11 protein-coding genes are annotated in these 17,690 nt (G+C 64.0%); 8 read left to right on the forward strand and 3 right to left on the reverse strand.

From position 1 onward, the window contains the following. The first annotated feature begins 182 nt into the window (after nucleotides 1–182). Entirely contained in the window at nucleotides 183–1,142 is a 960-nt protein-coding gene (locus tag V8Z78_RS08185; protein WP_003067784.1) for a ZIP family metal transporter, read from the forward strand. 48 nt (nucleotides 1,143–1,190) lie between these two features. On the opposite strand, the gene V8Z78_RS08190 is transcribed toward V8Z78_RS08185, so the two are convergent. The 3 genes from V8Z78_RS08190 to V8Z78_RS08200 all read right to left on the reverse strand — a co-directional run bounded on the left by V8Z78_RS08190 (nucleotide 1,191) and on the right by V8Z78_RS08200 (nucleotide 4,133). Then, a complete protein-coding gene (locus V8Z78_RS08190; RefSeq protein ID WP_003067782.1) occupies nucleotides 1,191–1,928 on the reverse strand; it encodes a LytR/AlgR family response regulator transcription factor in 738 nt (245 codons plus the stop codon). After that, a complete protein-coding gene (locus V8Z78_RS08195; RefSeq protein ID WP_349731219.1) occupies nucleotides 1,909–2,979 on the reverse strand; it encodes a sensor histidine kinase in 1,071 nt (356 codons plus the stop codon). The genes V8Z78_RS08190 and V8Z78_RS08195 overlap by 20 nt, the downstream gene beginning before the upstream one ends. Before the next feature lie 194 nt (nucleotides 2,980–3,173). Then, a complete protein-coding gene (locus tag V8Z78_RS08200) occupies nucleotides 3,174–4,133 on the reverse strand; it encodes a DMT family transporter (protein WP_349731220.1) in 960 nt (319 codons plus the stop codon). Nucleotides 4,134–4,472: 339 nt separating this feature from the next. Between V8Z78_RS08200 and argH the strand changes: the two genes are divergently transcribed. The 7 genes from argH (at nucleotide 4,473) to V8Z78_RS08235 (ending at nucleotide 17,672) form a co-directional block, all read left to right on the forward strand. Beyond that, nucleotides 4,473–5,921, forward strand: coding sequence for an argininosuccinate lyase (gene argH / locus V8Z78_RS08205; protein WP_003067776.1), 1,449 nt, complete (start codon nucleotides 4,473–4,475; stop codon nucleotides 5,919–5,921). Nucleotides 5,922–6,020: 99 nt separating this feature from the next. Beyond that, a complete protein-coding gene (locus V8Z78_RS08210) occupies nucleotides 6,021–7,001 on the forward strand; it encodes a Bug family tripartite tricarboxylate transporter substrate binding protein (protein ID WP_039051181.1) in 981 nt (326 codons plus the stop codon). Nucleotides 7,002–7,153: 152 nt separating this feature from the next. Beyond that, the gene (locus tag V8Z78_RS08215) at nucleotides 7,154–13,165 is read left to right on the forward strand and encodes an alpha-2-macroglobulin family protein (protein ID WP_349731221.1); all 6,012 of its coding nucleotides are present in this window, start codon (nucleotides 7,154–7,156) and stop codon (nucleotides 13,163–13,165) included. Nucleotides 13,166–13,395: 230 nt separating this feature from the next. Beyond that, nucleotides 13,396–14,517: an ABC transporter ATP-binding protein gene (locus V8Z78_RS08220; RefSeq protein WP_349731222.1), complete on the forward strand. Its 1,122-nt coding sequence runs from the start codon at nucleotides 13,396–13,398 to the stop codon at nucleotides 14,515–14,517. Nucleotides 14,518–14,563: 46 nt separating this feature from the next. Further along, nucleotides 14,564–15,853: an ABC transporter substrate-binding protein gene (locus V8Z78_RS08225; protein WP_046460327.1), complete on the forward strand. Its 1,290-nt coding sequence runs from the start codon at nucleotides 14,564–14,566 to the stop codon at nucleotides 15,851–15,853. 35 nt (nucleotides 15,854–15,888) lie between these two features. Beyond that, a complete protein-coding gene (locus V8Z78_RS08230) occupies nucleotides 15,889–16,809 on the forward strand; it encodes a carbohydrate ABC transporter permease (RefSeq protein WP_046460342.1) in 921 nt (306 codons plus the stop codon). Continuing rightward, a complete protein-coding gene (locus V8Z78_RS08235) occupies nucleotides 16,806–17,672 on the forward strand; it encodes a carbohydrate ABC transporter permease (protein ID WP_034362726.1) in 867 nt (288 codons plus the stop codon). Before V8Z78_RS08230 ends, V8Z78_RS08235 begins: the two co-directional genes overlap by 4 nt. Nucleotides 17,673–17,690 lie beyond the last annotated feature (18 nt).

Raw genomic sequence — 17,690 nt, forward strand, 5'->3', positions numbered from 1 at the left:
TTTCGGCCCGGGGGGCTTGACAGCTTTGCTAAGGTGAAAGAAGTCCCGGCGTGCCATGCATGTCATGCGCATCCGGGGCTGACGGTATGGGGATAGTCGCAAGCGGGCCGCGTTGGGCGGCGCATTCTGCGAAAATCCTCAAGATTCGCCTGTAAAAGGTTGCGGTTAAGCCATATAAAGCTATGACATTGGTAGCAATTATTCTGGCCACCCTGGCTGCTGGTATCGGCAGTGTCTGGGTGGCCGCCTTGTTGATGAGTCTGGGAGGGGGGCGCACGCCAGGGCTGATGCCTCAGCGTTTGCTGAGCCTGGCGGCGGGAGCCTTGCTCGCCACGGCCTTTATGCATTTGCTGCCCGAGGCGTTCGAGAGCCACGGCAAGTCCCATGATCTGTTCGTGGTGCTGCTGATCGGGCTGGTGTTTTTCTTTCTGCTGTCCAAGGCCGAGCTATGGCACCACGGCCATGAGCATTCGCATGGCGACGCCCACCAGCATGTTCCCGTGCACCATGCTCACGGTCATGGCCACGATCACCAGCATGGTCACGCCCGCCATGAGCATGGCGAGCATACGCACGCTCACAGCCATGGCAAGGGCGGCTGGGCCATTCTGACGGGCGATAGCGTGCATTGCTTTGGCGATGGCGTGCTGATTGCATCGGCTTTCGTGGCCGACATCCGTCTGGGCCTGATCGCCGCGCTGTCGGTGCTGGCGCATGAGGTGCCTCATCACATGGGCGATATCGTGGTGCTGCGCCAGTCCAGCAGCAATCGCCGCGTGGCGCTGATCAAGGTGTCCATGGCAGGGGCCGTGACAACGCTGGGCGGGGTGGCTGGCTATTTCCTCATCGGACAGCTGCACGAGCTGCTGCCATATTTCCTGGTCATTGCGTCGAGCAGCTTTATCTATGTGGCGTTGGCCGACCTGATTCCCCAGCTGCAAAAGCGCCTGAGCGCCAAGGAAACCGCAGCCCAGGTCTTCTGGCTGCTGCTGGGCATCGTCATCGTGACGGTGATGAGCGGTGCGGCGCACAACCATGGACACGAGCATGAGCACGATCATGGTGCCGAGGTCGGGCATTCGCACGAGCCCGCCCCCGCGCCCGCGGCTGCTCATGAAGCGGCGCACAAGCACGAGCATTGATTGCAACTGCATTCGATAAAAAAACCGGCTTTCAGCCGGTTTTTTCATTCAGGAAATATCTTTGAGTTCGGTCTTGACCGCCGCCAGCTGGCGGCGCGAGACCGGCAGCAGCTCGCTCACACCTTGCAGGCGCAGGCCCCAGCCTTCGCCTTCCTGCGGGTCGTCATATTTCTCGAGGCCGCGCAGGGCCGCACGCAGCACCAGGGCGTTGCGGTGTATGCGCAGCAGATGCTCGCCATGGCGGGTTTCGAGATCGGCCAGTGCTCCGTCGAGGATGTAGTTGCGCTGCACGGTGCGCACGGTGATGTATTTCTGCTCTGCCTTGAGAAAACGTACTTCGGACAGCGGCAGCCGCAGCGTGCCGCCGCGCTCCTGGATCAGCAGGACGGGGCCGCTGTCCACGACGCTGCGCGTGCTCAGCGCACGTTCGGCCTTTTGCAGCGATTGCTGCAGGCGTTCCAGGCGTACGGGCTTGGTCAGATAGTCCACGGCATCGAGCTCGAAAGCCTGTAGCGCATGGCTGGCATGCGCTGTCACGAACACGATGGCGGGCGGGTTGGGCAGCTCGGCCAGAGCCGCTGCCAGTCGCAGCCCGTTGTGGCCCGGCATGTGGATGTCCAGCAGCACCAGTTGCACCGGGGCCGGCTGTGCAGCCTGCAGCATCTGCAGGGCTTGTTCGCCGTCGGCGGCTTCCTGGATATGGTGGGGGCCATGTGCGCAGTCGCCGAGCAGAGTGCGCAGTCTGGCGCGAGCCAGAGCTTCGTCATCAACGATCAGAATGTGCATGACGGGATTCTCCCGGTTTTGGCGCGGTCTGCTGCAAAGGCACGCTCAGGCGCACTACATACAGCCCGTCGCGCACCTTGGCGCTGAAACTGCCTTGCAGGTCGTGCAGCAGCGACAGCCTGGCCCTGACGTTGTCCAGGGCCATGCCATGGCCCGTGCTTTGATGCTCGGCACTGGCCGGCGGCAAGGTGTTGATGATCTGGATCAGTGCTTCGTTGCCGCGCCTTTCGGTGCGGACCTGCAGCTTGCCGCCGCGCGCATTGGGCTCCACGCCGTGACGGATGGCGTTCTCCACCAGCGGCTGCAGCAGCAGCGGCGGCAGCAGTGCTCCGTGCACGCTTTCATCGAGCTGCCACTGCATCTGCAGCCGCTTGCCAAAGCGAACCTGCTCTATGGACAGATAGCGCTGGGCCAGCTCTATCTCCTGGGCCAGCGTGGTGGTTAGATGGGGTTCGGCCAGCGCATAGCGAAACAGGTCGCTGAGGTCCTCGAGCAAGGCCTCGGCCTTGGCGGGTTCGGCACGCACCAGCGCAATCGCGCTGTTGAGGGTGTTGAACAGAAAATGCGGTCTGATGCGTGACTGCAGCTCGGTGAGACGGGCCTGGGTCTGCGCCGGCGTGTTGCCGCGCGCGCGCAGCACCAGCGCCGTCACCAGCAGCGCGGCCAGCAGGCCTCCCGTGACGGCACTGGCCAGCCAGGGGACTTTGGCTATGCCTATGAAGAACAGCATGCCGCAGGCATAAAGCCCCGCGAGGGCACCCAGCAGCACGCCGGCCAGATACTGGCCGCGCGTGCCCAGGCGCTGCAACTGGTGCTTGAGGCTGCAGGCTGCTATCAGCCAGACCAGGGTGCCGGGCAGGCAAGCCCCGGTGAGCAGGGCGGCGCTGGAAAACCATTCCCAGAGCGAGTCCGCGCCATAGATGGCGGCCGTGCTCACCACCACCTGTACAAACAGCACGGCACGCAGGACCACACCGGCATTGCAGGCGTCGAACACCAGGACCGTGCGGGCCGATGCGGGAGTGGCGGCGATGAGCGGTGAAATGGGCACAGGTGGTCTGGAGCAGGGCGGTGTCTTGGATGCAGACTGGGGCAAAAAAGCACAAAGGGCATCCCTGTCGACAGGGCAGCATGCCCGGTCCGAATTTGCGCAAGTCCTGTGATTATTGGCCAGCAGCCGCTGTGCAGCTGCAATTCGCGCGGCATCTGTCGGTTTGATGCATCAGCGTTTGTGCTGACTCAAAACTAGGCTGCAGCCCTGCCTGCGGCCTGAAAGCGTCTGAGCGACCAGACCAGGCCTGCGAGAATCAGCAGCATGGGTGCCAGCTCGCCGAGCCGTGGCAGGCGCTGCTCGTAGAGGAAGTGGTAGGCCAGGGCGAACAAGGTCTCGAATACCAGCAACTGGCCCACGAAGGTGATGGGCAGGCGCTGGCTGGCGGCATTCCACATCCAGTTGCCCAGCCAGGACGAGAGCACGGCCACGGCCAGGTTCAACAGCCAGAACAGCTGCCAGCGCTGGGCTGGAATGTCGGGGGTGTTGGCGCCGCTGGCCTCCGGCGAGACCAGCCAGAGCAGCGCCCAGAGCAAGGCGCTGATCAGCCCTACGACCAGACCCCAGAGCGTGGACCATTCCGTGCCGTTGAAGCGACTCTGCGCCAGATAGCGGGTGTTGTCCAGCGCGTAGCGGCTCCAGCAGAGCATGGCCAGCACGGCCATCAGCACGCCCAGCAGATAGCGCCCCTGGCTGCCTTCGGGCCCTGTGGTCAGCGCATGGGCGTTGACGAGCACGATGCCGGTCAGGATCAGTGCCATCGGCGCCAGCATGCGGCGCAGCGGAAGCGCGCCATGGGTGTTGCGGCCCAGCAGCGGCACGGTGACGGGAACCAGGCCCACGATCAGCGAGGTCACGGCCATGCCTATCCATTGCACGGCCGTGGCAACCAGGGCAAAGTACACCACATTGCCCGTCAGGGCCAGCCAGATCAGATGCCGGATATCGGCCGCTTGCAGCCTGGGCAGCAGCCTGGTGGCCCGAGGCAGAAAAACGCATAAGGCCACTACACCATAGAGCACGAAGCGGCCAAAGGTGATCTGCAGCGGCGAGAACTCCGGCAGCATGGCCGGCACGAGAAAAATCGCGCCCCAGAGCGCGCAGGCGGCCAGCGCAAAACCGAGGCCGGAAATCAGGGAAGAGCGGGAATGCATGCCGGGAGGCGCGTCAGCTGCTTGGGCAGCGGCCTGGGAGGGAAGTGAGCGGGGACGATGTGATTGTCCGCGCTAGCCAGAAACCGGGTGGCTGCAGCCGGATTTGTCGGCTCGGGGAAATAAGCCTTGTAGGCCTTATCCATCAAGTACATGGTGCTATTGATTAGTGAGTTTTTGGGGCGCGAATGCCGCTTTGTCGCAGTGGCCGGCAATGGCTCTGGGGTGCTCTGGCGCCGGCGCCGGGTCAGGCCGATAAAATCCCTGTTTCTGCTTTGCACAGCCGTCACGCCAAACTTCTGCATTGGGCGGCCTGTGGTTTTACGGGATTGTTGCCCTCACATGTCTACATCTGCTCCTTCGCACAACCAGCTCGATTCCAAGGCCGAAGCCTGGTCTGCCCTGTTCTCCGAACCCATGAGCGACCTGGTCAAGCGCTACACCTCCAGCGTGTTCTTTGACAAGCGCATGTGGCAGGCCGACATCCAGGGCTCTCTGGCGCATGCCGAAATGCTGTCGGCCCAGAAGATCATTGCGGCCGAAGATTTCGCTTCCATCCAGAAGGGCATGGCGCAGATCACGGCCGAAATCGAGGCCGGCACTTTCGAGTGGAAGCTGGATCTGGAGGACGTGCACCTGAATATCGAGGCGCGCCTGACCCAGCTGGTCGGCGATGCCGGCAAGCGTCTGCACACCGGCCGCAGCCGCAACGACCAGGTGGCCACCGACGTGCGCCTGTGGCTGCGCAGCGAGATCGACCTGATCGAAGGCCTGCTCAAGGAGCTGCAACGCTCGCTGGTCGACGTGGCTGCCAAGAATGTGGACGTGATCCTGCCCGGTTTCACCCATCTGCAAGTGGCCCAGCCCGTGAGCTTCGGCCACCATATGCTGGCCTATGTGGAAATGTTCAAGCGCGACGCCGAGCGCATGCTGGACGTGCGCAAGCGCGTCAACGTGCTGCCCCTGGGCTCTGCCGCCCTGGCCGGCACCACCTACCCGCTGGACCGCGAGCGCGTGGCCAGGACCCTGGGCATGGAAGGCGTGAGCCAGAACTCGCTGGACGGCGTGTCCGACCGCGACTTCGCCATCGAGTTCACCGCTGCTGCCTCGCTGTGCATGGTGCACGTGAGCCGCCTGTCGGAAGAGCTGATCATCTGGATGAGCCAGAACTTCGGCTTCATCAAGATCGCCGACCGTTTCACCACCGGCTCGTCCATCATGCCCCAGAAGAAGAACCCCGACGTGCCCGAGCTGGCACGCGGCAAGACCGGCCGCGTGGTCGGTCATCTGATGGGCCTGATCACGCTGATGAAGGGCCAGCCCCTGGCCTACAACAAGGACAACCAGGAAGACAAGGAGCCGCTGTTCGACACGGTGGATACCCTCAAGGACACGCTGCGCATCTTCGCCGAGATGATCGGCGGCCAGCTCAACCCCGCCAGCGGCGTCAAGGAAGGCGGCATCACCGTGAATGCCGAGAACATGCGCGCTGCTGCCCTGAAGGGCTATGCCACGGCCACCGACCTGGCCGACTATCTGGTCAAGAAGGGTCTGCCCTTCCGTGACGCCCACGAAACCGTGGCTCACGCCGTGAAGCTGGCCACCATGAAGGGCGTGGACCTGACCGAGCTGCCGCTGGCCGAGCTGCAGGCCTTCAACCCCAATATCGAGGCCGATGTGTTCGAGGCCCTGAGTCTGGAGGGCTCGCTCAATGCCCGCAACACGCTGGGCGGTACGGCTCCGGCGCAGGTGCGTGCGCAACTGGCCAAGCACCACGCTCGTCTGGCCTGATGGACTCAAGCACTGTGGCGTAACGTTCACGCCTTGAAAGCGCCCTTTGCCGGGCGCTTTTGTTTTGGTTAGTCTGGAAAAAGCATAAGGAGAAAACACATGACGCAATCTCGTCGTCAATTGCTGAGAGCCGGTGCGGGAGCGGTGGCAGCATCGGCCCTGGGCCCGCTGGCCTGGGCCTCGTCGGGCCAGCCCATCCGCATTCTGGTGGGCTTTCCGCCCGGCGGTGGCTCGGATGCGATTGCGCGCCTGCTGGCCGACAAGCTCAAGGACGAACTGGGCGGTGCGACAGTGCTGGTGGAGAATCGCCCCGGTGCCGGCGGCCAGATTGCCGCGCAACTGCTCAAGGCCTCGCCTGCCGATGGCCATACGCTGTTTCTCACGCATGACCACACCATCTCCATCCTGCCCAAGGTCGTGAAAAAGCCGGGCTTCGATCCGCAACAGGACTTCATTCCCGTGGCCGGGGTCGCCACTTTCGTGAATGCGCTGGCCGTGTCCAGCAACACGCCGGTGAGGAATCTGGCCGAGTACGCGGCCTGGGCCAGGGGCAGTGCCAAGAACGGAACCATCGGCATTCCGGCTCCGGCATCGACGCCCGAATTTCTGGTCAAGATCCTGGCCGACCACTACAAGCTCGATCTGGTGGCGGCACCGTATCGCGGCAGCGCTCCCTTGCTGGCCGATATGCTGGGCAATCAGATTCCTGCCGGCATTGCCTCGGTGCCCGACTTCATGGAGAACCAGAAGGCCGGCAAGTTGCGCGTGATCGGCGTGCTGGGCGCCAAGCGCCAGGCCTCCATGCCCGAAGTGCCGACCTTGCTGGAGCAGGGCATCAAGGGCTTCGAGGACATGCCTTACTACGGCATCTTTGCGCCCAAGGGCGTGCCCCAGGCCTTTGTCGAGCGCTTTTCTGCAGCTGTGGGCAATGTGCTCAAGCAGCGTGACGTCTACGCGCAGCTGACGGCGTTGGGGCTTACAGTTGGATACATGAATCCCCGCCAGTTGGGGGAGCGTGAGGCCGCCTATTCCAAGGTTTGGGCCGGTATCATTCAGCGCAGCGGTTTCCAGCCGCAGTAGTTTCGCGCGTGCGGCACCTGCTCAAGGCCCTGCTTCACTTGCGAGGCAGGGCTTTTTGCATTCTGCCGTCTCGCACTGCTGCGTCGCTGACTCCAGACTTCAGATTCAAACAGCCAGGGCCGGCCACGCCGGCCCCAAAAGGAAGTGACTGTATGACTGTGCCTTATGCAGAGGGAAGGAAGAGGGAGCAGATCGCGCCGCACTGGCGCGCGCTGCTCAAGGCAGGCCTGTTATGGGGCCTGGCGGCCACGGCGGCCCATGCCGTGGGGGTGCGCCAGTTCAGCCCGCAGGGCGATGTAAGCAAGGTGGGCCAGGTGGTGGTGCAGTTCGATGGGGCAGCCGTGCGCTTTGGCGACCCCAAGGCCGCGGCGCCGGTCAATCTGCAGTGCAGCAATGCGCAGGCCGCCAAGGGCACGGGGCGCTGGAACAGCGAAAAGGAATGGGTCTTCGACTTTGCCCAGAACCTGCCCGCCGGCGTGCGTTGCACGGCCCAGCTCAACCCGCAGTTCAAGAGCGTATCGGGCGGGGCCCTGACGGGCGCAGCCAGCTATCAGTTCCAGACCGGCGGACCGCAGGTGGCCAGCATTGCGCCCGACACCTATGAAGAGGTGGACGAGCAGCAGTACTTTGCTCTGCGCCTGACGGGCGCGGCATCCGTCGACAGCCTCAAGCAGCGCGTCTGGTGTACCTCCGAAGGTGTGGGCGAGCGCATTCCCGTGCAACTGATCGAGGGCAAGGACCGCGAGGCCGTGCTCGAGCAGCGCCACTGGGACAAGGATGCCGCCAAGAACCCGCAGAACTATGCGGTGCTGGCCTGTAACCGCCGTCTGACCTCGGGCAGCAAGATGACCCTGGTCTATGGCAAGGGCGTGGCCATGGCCAACGGCCTGGTCAGCAAGGACGAGCAGCGCTACGAGTACCAGGTGCGCCAGCCCTTCAGCGCCGACTTTAGCTGCGAGCGCGAGAACGCCAACGCCGCCTGCCTGCCGATCCGTCCCATGCGGCTGTCATTCAGCGCGCCGGTGCCGCGCAAGCTGATCGAAGGCATACGCCTCAAGAGCGGTGCCTCGGCCGTGGCACCCATCATCGAGCAGAACGGCGACAAGCTGGCCGAGGATTCGCTGGTGGACAGCGTGAGCTTTCCCGCCACCATGCAGCCAAACACCAAATATGTGGTGGAGCTGCCGCCGCAGTTCAAGGATGCAGCGGGCCGCACGCTGAGCAATGCCAATCTGTTCCCGCTGGCCACGGCCACGGGCAATATGCCGCCGCTGGTGAAGTTTGCCGCCGCGCCCTTCGGCATCGTCGAGCGCTTTGCCGAAGGCCCCAAGGGCCCGGCGCTGCTGCCCGTGACGCTGCGCAATGTGGAGCCGCAGCTTCTGGGCAAGTCGCTGGACGCCAGCGTGGTGCGCACCAAGAAGGGCGGCTCGGACGCCGACATCATCGCCTGGCTCAAAAAGGTCGAGCGCTATGACAGCTACAGCGTGGAGCGCAAGCGCGCTGCGCGCGATGTAAAGGTCTTGCCTCCTGTCATCAACGACGACAAGCACTGGGTGCAGACCCGCATGCTGTCGCTGCTGGACGGCCAGAGCCAGACCCAGACACTGGAGCTGCCCAAGGCGGCCAAGAGCGATCCGCGCCCCTTTGAGGTCGTCGGCATTCCGCTGAACCCGGGCTTTCAGGTAGTGGAGATCGCCTCGCCCATGCTGGGCCAGTCTCTGCTCGACGAAGGCTATGGAGCGGGCCGCACCATGTATGTGCGCACCTCGGTGCTGGTGACCAATCTGGCCGTGCACTTCAAGCTGGGCCGCGAGAACTCCGTGGCCTGGGTGACGACGCTGGACAAGGGCAAGGTGGTGCCGGGCGCGACGGTGCAGGTCTCGGACTGCAACGGTCAGGCGATTGCTTCGGCCGTCAGTGATGCCCAGGGTCTGGTGACCTTCAACGGCCTCAATCCCAATCCGCCTTCCTGCAGCAACGAAGACGGCTACTACCGCAGCAACTCCTATTTCGTGAGTGCGCGGGCCAAGACCGAGGCTGGCGAGGAACTGGCGTTTGTCTGGAGCAACTGGAACAAGGGCATAGAGTCCTGGCGCTTCAATGTGCCGACCAGCTCCAGCAGCAAGCGCGACGAAGTCGCGCATACGGTGTTTGACCGCATGCTGTTCCGAGCCGGCGAAACCGTGTCCATGAAGCACTTTCTGCGTGCCCTGACGGGCCCCGGCAAGAACTCCACGGGTTTTGAACAGACCCAGGACAAGCCTGACCGCCTGACCATCACCCATCTGGGCAGCGGCCAGCGCTTTACCCAGGCCCTGAGCTGGAATGCCAACGGCAGCGCGAGCAGCGAGTTCCCCATCTCCAAGGCCGCCAAGCTCGGCGAATATGCGGTGGAGCTGGGCTATACCAATGGCAGCGGCCGTCGCTCCAGTTTCAGCACGGGCATCTTCCGTGTCGAGGAGTTCCGCCTTCCCGTGATGGAGGGACGTGTGGGCCCGGCCGGCAAGGAGCAGCTCTACGCTGTCAGCAGCGTGCCTGCCGAAGTGCAGATCAACTATGTCTCGGGTGGTGCCGCCGCCAATCTGCCGGTCAAGGTGTCGGCTCTGCTGCGCTCCAAATCGCTGGATTTCGCGGGATGGGATGGCTTCAGCTTCAACCCGCCGCGCAGTGCCCAGGACGTGGGCAGCAGCGACGATGAGGAAAGCACGGCGGCCGACGACACCAAGGTCGTGGCCGACAAGCTGCCCGTGACGCTGGACAAGAACGGTCTGGGCAAGGTCAGCATCGACAAGCTGCCCAAGTCGGGTGAGCCGCGCGAGCTGCTGATGGAAGCGACCTACGCCGACCCGAACGGCGAGGTGCAGACCCTGCGCAGCACGCGCACCATCTGGCCGGCTGCCGTGGTGGCAGGCGTGCGCTCCGAGAACTGGATCTCGGTGGACCGCAAGCTGCGCTTTCAGGCGCTGACGCTGGATACGGCAGGCAAGGCCCAGGCCGGCGTGCCCGTCAAGGTCGAGGCCGTGGCGCGCATCACCACCTCCAGCCGCAAGCGACTGGTGGGCGGCTTCTACAGCTACGACAACCAGACCACGCTCAAGAATCTGGGCACCGTGTGCTCGGGCACCAGCGACAGTCATGGCCTTGTTCAATGCGAGGCCCAGCTGTCCCAGCCGGGCGAGGTGGAGCTGATCGTCAAGGCCGCCGACAAGGAAGGCCGCAGCAGCCAGGCCGCGACCTCGGTGTGGGTCACGGGCCAGGGCGAACTCTGGTTCGGCGGCGAAGACCATGACCGCATGGACGTGCTGTCCGAGCGCAAGAGCTATGAGCCCGGCGAGACCGCGCGCTTTCAGGTGCGCATGCCTTTCCGTCGCGCCACGGCGCTGGTGGCCGTGGAGCGCGAAGGCATCGTCAGCACCCAGGTGGTGGAGCTGGCGGGTGACAACCCCACGGTGGACGTCAAGATCGAAGACAACTGGGGCCCCAATGCCTATGTCAGCGTGCTGGCGCTGCGCGGCCGCCTGATGGAAGTGCCCTGGTACAGCTTCTTCACCTGGGGCTTCAAGTCGCCGCTGGAGTGGTGGCGTGCCTTCTGGAATGACGGCAAGGAATTCATCGCGCCGACTTCCATGGTGGACCTCTCCAAGCCTGCCTTCCGTTTCGGCATGTCCGAAATTCGCGTGGGCCTGAAGAGCAATACGCTGGACGTCAAGGTTTCCTCGGACAAGTCCAGCTACAAGGTGCGCGGCACGGCCAAGGTCACCGTCAAGGCCACGCTGCCCGATGGCAAGCCTGCAGCAGGTGCCCATGTGGCGCTGGCGGCCGTGGACCAGGCCTTGCTGGAGCTGATGCCCAACAGCAGCTGGAATTTGCTCGATGCCATGCTGACGCGCCGCGAATGGGGCGTGCAGACGGCAACCGCCCAAATGGAGGTGATCGGCCGTCGCCACTACGGCAAGAAGGCCGTGCCTGCGGGCGGTGGCGGTGGCCGCAGCCCCACACGCGAACTGCTCGACACCCTGCTGCTGTGGAAGCCCGATGTGGTGCTGGACGGCAACGGCATGGCGCTGATTGAGGTGCCGCTCAACGACGCCCTGACCACCTTCCAGGTGGTGGCCGTGGCCGATGCGGGCGTGAGCCTGTTCGGCACCGGCCAGGCGGCGATCCGCACCACGCAGGATCTGCAGATCATCAGCGGCCTGCCGCCCCTGGTGCGCGAGGACGATCAGTTCCGCGCCCAGGTCACGCTGCGCAACACCTCGGCCAAGGCCATGAAGGTGGAGGTCACGCCGCGCGCCACGCTGCTGGAACTCAAGGCCCAGACCGTGGAGATTCCCGCCGGCGAGGCGCGTGAAGTGGCCTGGGATGTGAAGGCTCCGGCTCAGCTCTCCGGCACGCGTGCCGAGGCGCTGATCTGGGAGATTTCTGCGCGCGACACCGCTGGTGGCGCCGATGCGGCGCAGGATGCGCTCAAGGTCAGCCAGCGCATCGTGCCCGCCGTGCCGCTGTCGGTGCAGCAGGCCACGCTGGTGCAGGTCAACGGCAGCTATAGCGTGCCCGTGAATCCGCCAGCCGATGCGCTGCCAGGCCGTGGCGGCCTGCAGATGTCGCTGGTACCCAAGCTGACCGAAGGTCTGCCCGGCGTGCGCGACTGGTGGGCCCGCTACCCCTACTCCTGCCTGGAGCAGACCACCAGCAAGGCCGTCGGCATGAACAACGCCGAGCTGTGGGGCAGCACCATGGCCCAGCTGCCCAACTATCTGGACGGTGACGGCCTGGCCAACTACTTCCCGCCGCAGGACGGCTCGGTCAGCCGCGGCAGCGATACGCTGACCGCGCATCTGCTTAATCTGTCGGCCATGGCGCAGGGCGTTGACAAGCGCTTCGTGATCCCCGGAGCCGAACGTGCGCGCATGGAGGACGGCCTGATCGCGTTTGTGGAAGGCCGCATCCAGCGCAACTTCTGGAGCCCGCGCAAGGATCTGGAAATGCGCAAGCTGGCGGCGATTGCTGCACTGGCACTGTCGGGCAAGGCCACGCCGCGCATGCTCGACAGCATCAATGCCACGCCCAACCAGTGGCCCACGCATACGGTCATCGACTGGGTGATGCTGCTGCAGCGCATGAGCGAGGCGCCCCAGCGCGATGAGCGCCTGGCTCAGGCCATGCAGATTCTGCGTGCCCGCCTGACCTACAACGGCACGCGTGCCGGCTTCTCGACCGATCAGGACGATGGCTGGTGGTGGCTGATGCAGGGCCCTGACGTGAATCTGGCGCGCCTGATCCTCGCGACCATCAACGACCCGGCATGGGCCGAAGACATGCCGCGCCTGGTCAGCGGCTTTATCGCTCGCCAGCAGGGCGGTGCCTGGAACACGACCACGGCCAACCTCTGGGGCGCTCTGGCGCTGCGCCGCTTCTCGCAGAAGTTCGAGTCCGAGCCCGTGGCCGGCAGCACCGTGGCCAGCATGAACGGCAACGAGGCCAAGGTGAACTGGGCCGAGGTCAGGCGCGCCACGTCCGAGGATGCGCAGGGCACGGCCCATTCCAACAGCGTCTTTGGTGAGCCCGTGCGCGCCGGCGGCCTGATGAACAACACCATGTTCATGCCCTGGGCCAAGGCCGGCAAGGGTCAGCTGAGCGTGACGCAGCAAGGCACGGGCAAGCCCTGGCTGACCGTGCAGTCCGTGGCGGCCGTGGCCCTGAAGGCACCGTTCAGCGCCGGCTACACCATCAAGAAGACCGTCACGCCCGTGGAGCAGGCCGACAAGGGCCTGTTCGGTGGCGGTCAGTACACGCGCGGCGATGTGCTGCGCGTGACGCTGGAGGTGCAGGCCAAGACCGATATGACCTGGGTGGCCATCACCGATCCCGTCCCCACGGGGGCGACCATTCTGGGTGGCGGGCTGGGCCGTGATTCCGAGATCGCGTCCAAGGGCGAGAAGCAGGAGGGGGCCGGCTGGCTGGCCTACGAAGAGCGCAGCTTCGAGTCCTACCGTGCCTACTACCAGTATCTGCCTGCAGGGACGACCAAGGTCGAATACACGGTGCGCCTGAACAACGCCGGTGAATTTGCCCTGCCGCCCACGCGTGCCGAAGCGCTGTATGCGCCCGAGATGTTTGGCGAGATTCCCAACGCCAAGCTCAAGGTGGTGATGCCCAAGTAAGCCTTCAGCGGTTTCCCGGCCATACGCCAAGCCCCGGTCTGCGCAAGCAGTCGGGGCTTTTTTCATGCACTGATGCTATGGATATTGAAGCTGCTTTCGCATTTAAAAAGGATGATTCAAGATCATTTCTATCTGAGATCAATAAATAGCAGGCGCCAGAAGCTCCTGTTTTTATTTGGTTGGATCTGGGTTGACACGCGGCTGTCATCCAGTCTTCCTAGACTGGCGCGATGTCTTTGATCGAGCTGGAGAACGTCGCCAAATCCTGGGGTGACGCCACGGCCCTGCATGCCGTGAATCTGCGCATTGAACCAGGCTCGTTTTGCGTCCTGCTCGGCCCTTCGGGCTGCGGCAAATCCACCACCTTGCGCATGATTGCCGGGCTGGACATTCCCACCTCGGGGTCGGTGCGCATCGATGGTCGCGACGTCACCCATCTGCCGCCCGCAGAGCGCGGCATTGCCATGGTGTTTCAGAACTATGCGCTGTTCCCGCATCTGAGCGTGGCCGACAACATCCAGTTCGGTCTGCGGGTACGCAAGCTTGGCAAGGCCGAGCGCGAGCAGCGTCTTGAGCAAACGGCCGAGCTGCTGGGACTGACGGCACTTCTGGAGCGCCGGCCTGGGCAACTCTCGGGCGGCCAGCAGCAACGCGTGGCGCTGGGCCGTGCGCTGGTGGCGCGGGCCAGGGTCTGTCTGATGGACGAGCCGCTATCCAATCTCGATGCCCAGCTGCGCCAGGAAATGCGCGCCGAGCTGCGCGAGCTGCAGCAGCGTCTGGGGCTGACAGTGGTCTATGTGACCCACGATCAGGCCGAGGCCATGAGCATGGCCGATCAGGTGGTGCTGCTCAACAAGGGCCGGGTGGAACAGGCGGCCGGGCCGCGCGAGATTTATGCCAAGCCCGCAACCACGTTTGCCGCGCGCTTTATCGGCACGCCCGCCATGAACATCGTGGCCCTGCAGGGCAACCGGATTGCAGGCAGCGATGTGGTCGTGGCCCCGGATCTGGTGGCTGGCAGCGCCTATCCGCAAACGCTGGGCGTGCGGCCCGAGGTGATTGCCGTGGCAGGTGATGCCGACGGCGGCAACGAGGGTCTGGGCAACCGCATTCCGGCCACCGTGCAGGGCTTTGAATATCTGGGTGCCGATCTGGTGCTGCGCTGCCGGGTGGGCAGTGAGCTGCTGACGGCGCGCGTGCCCGGCCATGCCCAGGCAGATCTGCGGCCTGGACAAGGCGTGATCCTGTATTGGCCGCAGCAGGCCTCGCATTGGTTCGATGCGCAGGGCGGGCGCATTCATGTGTGCGGGCAGGCGGTGGAATCCGCCCGCTCCTTGCTGGCCGCAGCCTGAGCCGCCGGCGTTTTCTATTGTCTGCAATTCCCGAGGAGAGATTCCCATGCGTCGTCAAACCTTTGTTCATGGCGTGATCGCCGCTGCCGCCGGCCTTGGCCTGGCGGGCACTGCTCTTGCGCAGTCCCCGCTGGAAGTGCCTTTCTATTACCCCGTGGCCGTGGGCGGCCCCATCACCAAGGTGGTAGACGGTTATGCGGCGGACTTCAACAAGGCGCATCCGCAATACAAGATCACGCCCATCTATGCGGGCACCTATCAGGAAACCATCGTCAAGGCGCTGACGGCGCACAAGGCCGGCAAGGCGCCTGCGACTTCGGTGCTGCTGTCCACCGATATGTTCACGCTGATGGATGAGGGCGCGATTGCGCCCATTGACGACTTCGTGAAAACCGATGCCGACAAGGCCTGGCTCAAGGGCTTTTATCCGGCCTTCATGGCCAACAGCCAGACCGGTGGCAAGACCTGGGGCGTGCCCTTTCAGCGCTCCACCGTGGTGATGTACTACAACAAGGAAGCTTTCAAGGAGGCCGGCCTGAACCCCGACAAGGCGCCCCAGAACTGGAAGGAACTCAAGGAGGCCGCCCACAAGCTGACCAAGAAGGACGCCAGCGGCAAGGTCGTGCAATACGGCATCCAGATTCCGTCCACAGGCTTTGGCTACTGGATGCTGCAGACCCTGACCACGCCCAATGATGTGCTGCTGGCCAACGAGTCCGGCACCCGCGTCATGCTCAACCACCCCAAGGTGGTGGAAGCGCTGAACTTCTGGGTCAGCCTGGTCAAGGACGGCGTGCACCCGGCAGGTGTGGTGGAGTGGGGCACGACGCCCAGGGACTTCATGGAAAAGAAGGCCGCCATCATCGTGACGACCACGGGCAATCTCACCAATATCCGCGCCAATGCCAAGTTCGACTTCGGCGTGGGCCAGATCGCCGGCAATGTCCGCAAGGGCTCGCCCACGGGCGGGGGCAATTTCTACATCTTCAAGAACGCGCCCAAGGAGCAGCAGCAGGCTGCGTTCGAGTTTGCCAAATGGGTGACCCAGCCCGAGCGTGCCGCCCAGTGGAGCATGGACAGCGGTTATGTGGCGGTCTCGCCCGCGGCTTACGAGACGCCTGCGCTCAAGAAGTACGGCCAGGAATTTCCTCAGGCCCTGGTGGCGCGTGACCAGTTGCCCGTGTCGGTGGCCGAGTATTCCACCCATGAGAACCAGCGCGTGACCAAGGTGCTCAACGATGCGATTCAGGCGGCCCTGAACGGCACCAAGACCGCAGCCCAGGCCATGGACGACGCGCAGAAGGAATCTGACCGCATTCTGCGTCGCTACAAGTAATGAGCAGTCCGGCGCTTGAACCCGGCAAGGGTGCCATGTCTGCGCCCTTGTCATCCGGGGCCGCCCGCAGGCTGGCGCAGGCCGCAGCACGAAAGCAGGCCGTGCATGCCTGGCTGCTGCTCATGCCGGCGCTGGTGCTGCTGCTGGGCTTTACACATTGGCCGGCCTTGTCCACGTTGATCGACAGCCTGCATGCCACGGGTCGTGGCGGCCAGTCCGGAGAATGGGTGGGGCTGGAAAACTATGCGCTCATGGTCGACGACCCCGTGTTCTGGCAGGCCGTGCGCAACAACCTCTGGTTTGCTGCTGCCACCATTCCGCTGTCCATGGGGCTGGCCTTGCTGATGGCGCTGTGGGTCAACGAGAAGCTCGCGGGGCGGGCCTTGCTGCGCATGGCCTATTTCACGCCCACGGTGCTGCCCATGATTGCCGTGGCCAATATTTGGCTGTTCTTCTACACGCCCCAGTACGGGCTGCTGGAGCAACTGCGCGGCGCACTGGGCCTGGACGCGCACAACTGGCTGGGCGATCCTTCCACGGCCCTGGCCTGCATCACGCTGGTGGCCGTGTGGAAGGAGGCCGGCTTTTTCATGATCTTCTATCTGGCCGCGCTGCAGACGCTCAATCCCAGCCTCAAGGAGGCAGCGGTCATCGAAGGCGCATCGCGCTGGTATTTCCTGCGCCGCGTGCAGTGGCCGCTGCTCATGCCGACCACGCTGTTCATCCTGGTCAACGCCGTGATCAATGCCTTCCGGCTCGTGGACCATGTGTTCATCCTCACACGTGGCGGACCGGACAATGCCTCCACGCTGCTGCTCTATCACCTCTACGAAGTGGGCTTCAAGTTCTGGGATACCGGCTATGCCGCGGCCATCACCGTGGTGCTGGTCGTGGTGCTGGCTGCCGTGGCGCTGTTCCAGTTCTTCGTGCTGGACAAAAAGGTGCACTATCAATGACAGCTGCTTCATTTCTGCCAGGGCGCAGGAGCGCCCGGGCAATCCAGGGCGTGAGCTTTTATGGCGCTTCATGGCTGGACACCCTGGCTGCCTGGACGCTGGCCCTGCTGTGGCTGCTGCCGCTGGCCTATGCGGTCTGGACGGCGTTTCACCCCTCCGATGCGTCCACGCGCCTGGATCTGTCCGCGCCCTGGACGCTGCAGAACTTCCGCCATGCCTGGGAAGCCGCGCCGTTTGCGCGCTATTTTCTCAACACCATCTTGCTGGTGGCCATGATTTTGGCGGTGCAGCTGCTGCTGTCCACGCTGGCTGCATTTGCCTTTGCACGCTTGCGCTTTCGCGGCAGCAATGTAGCGTTTGCGCTGGTGCTGATACAGCTGATGATCATGCCGGACATTCTGCTGGTGGCGAACTATCAGACCATGTCCGGGCTGGGGGCGATCGATACTCTGGCGGGCATAGGTCTGCCGTATTTCGCCTCGGCCTTTGCCATCTTTTTGCTGCGCCAGACCTTTATGGGCATACCCCGCGAGCTGGACGAAGCCGCGCGCGTGGAAGGTGCCAGCACGCTGCAGATTCTCTGGCGTGTCTACGTACCGCTGGCCAGGCCGGTCTACACGGCGTTTGCGCTGGTTTCGGTGAGCTTTCACTGGAATAATTTTCTCTGGCCTCTGATCATCACCAACAGCGTGCAGTCGCGTCCGCTCACCGTGGGCCTGCAGGTTTTCTCCAGCGTGGAATCGGGCGTGGAATGGTCGACCATCTGCGCCGCCACACTGATGACTTCAGGGCCGCTGCTTATTGCATTCCTGCTGTTCCAGCGCCAGTTCGTGCAAAGCTTCATGCGTGCGGGCATCAAGTGACTGGGATACAGTCAAACC

Origin of the sequence: Comamonas sp. wu1-DMT, from assembly GCF_040187805.1 — a bacterium.
In the GTDB taxonomy this organism is placed as follows: domain Bacteria; phylum Pseudomonadota; class Gammaproteobacteria; order Burkholderiales; family Burkholderiaceae_C; genus Comamonas; species Comamonas thiooxydans.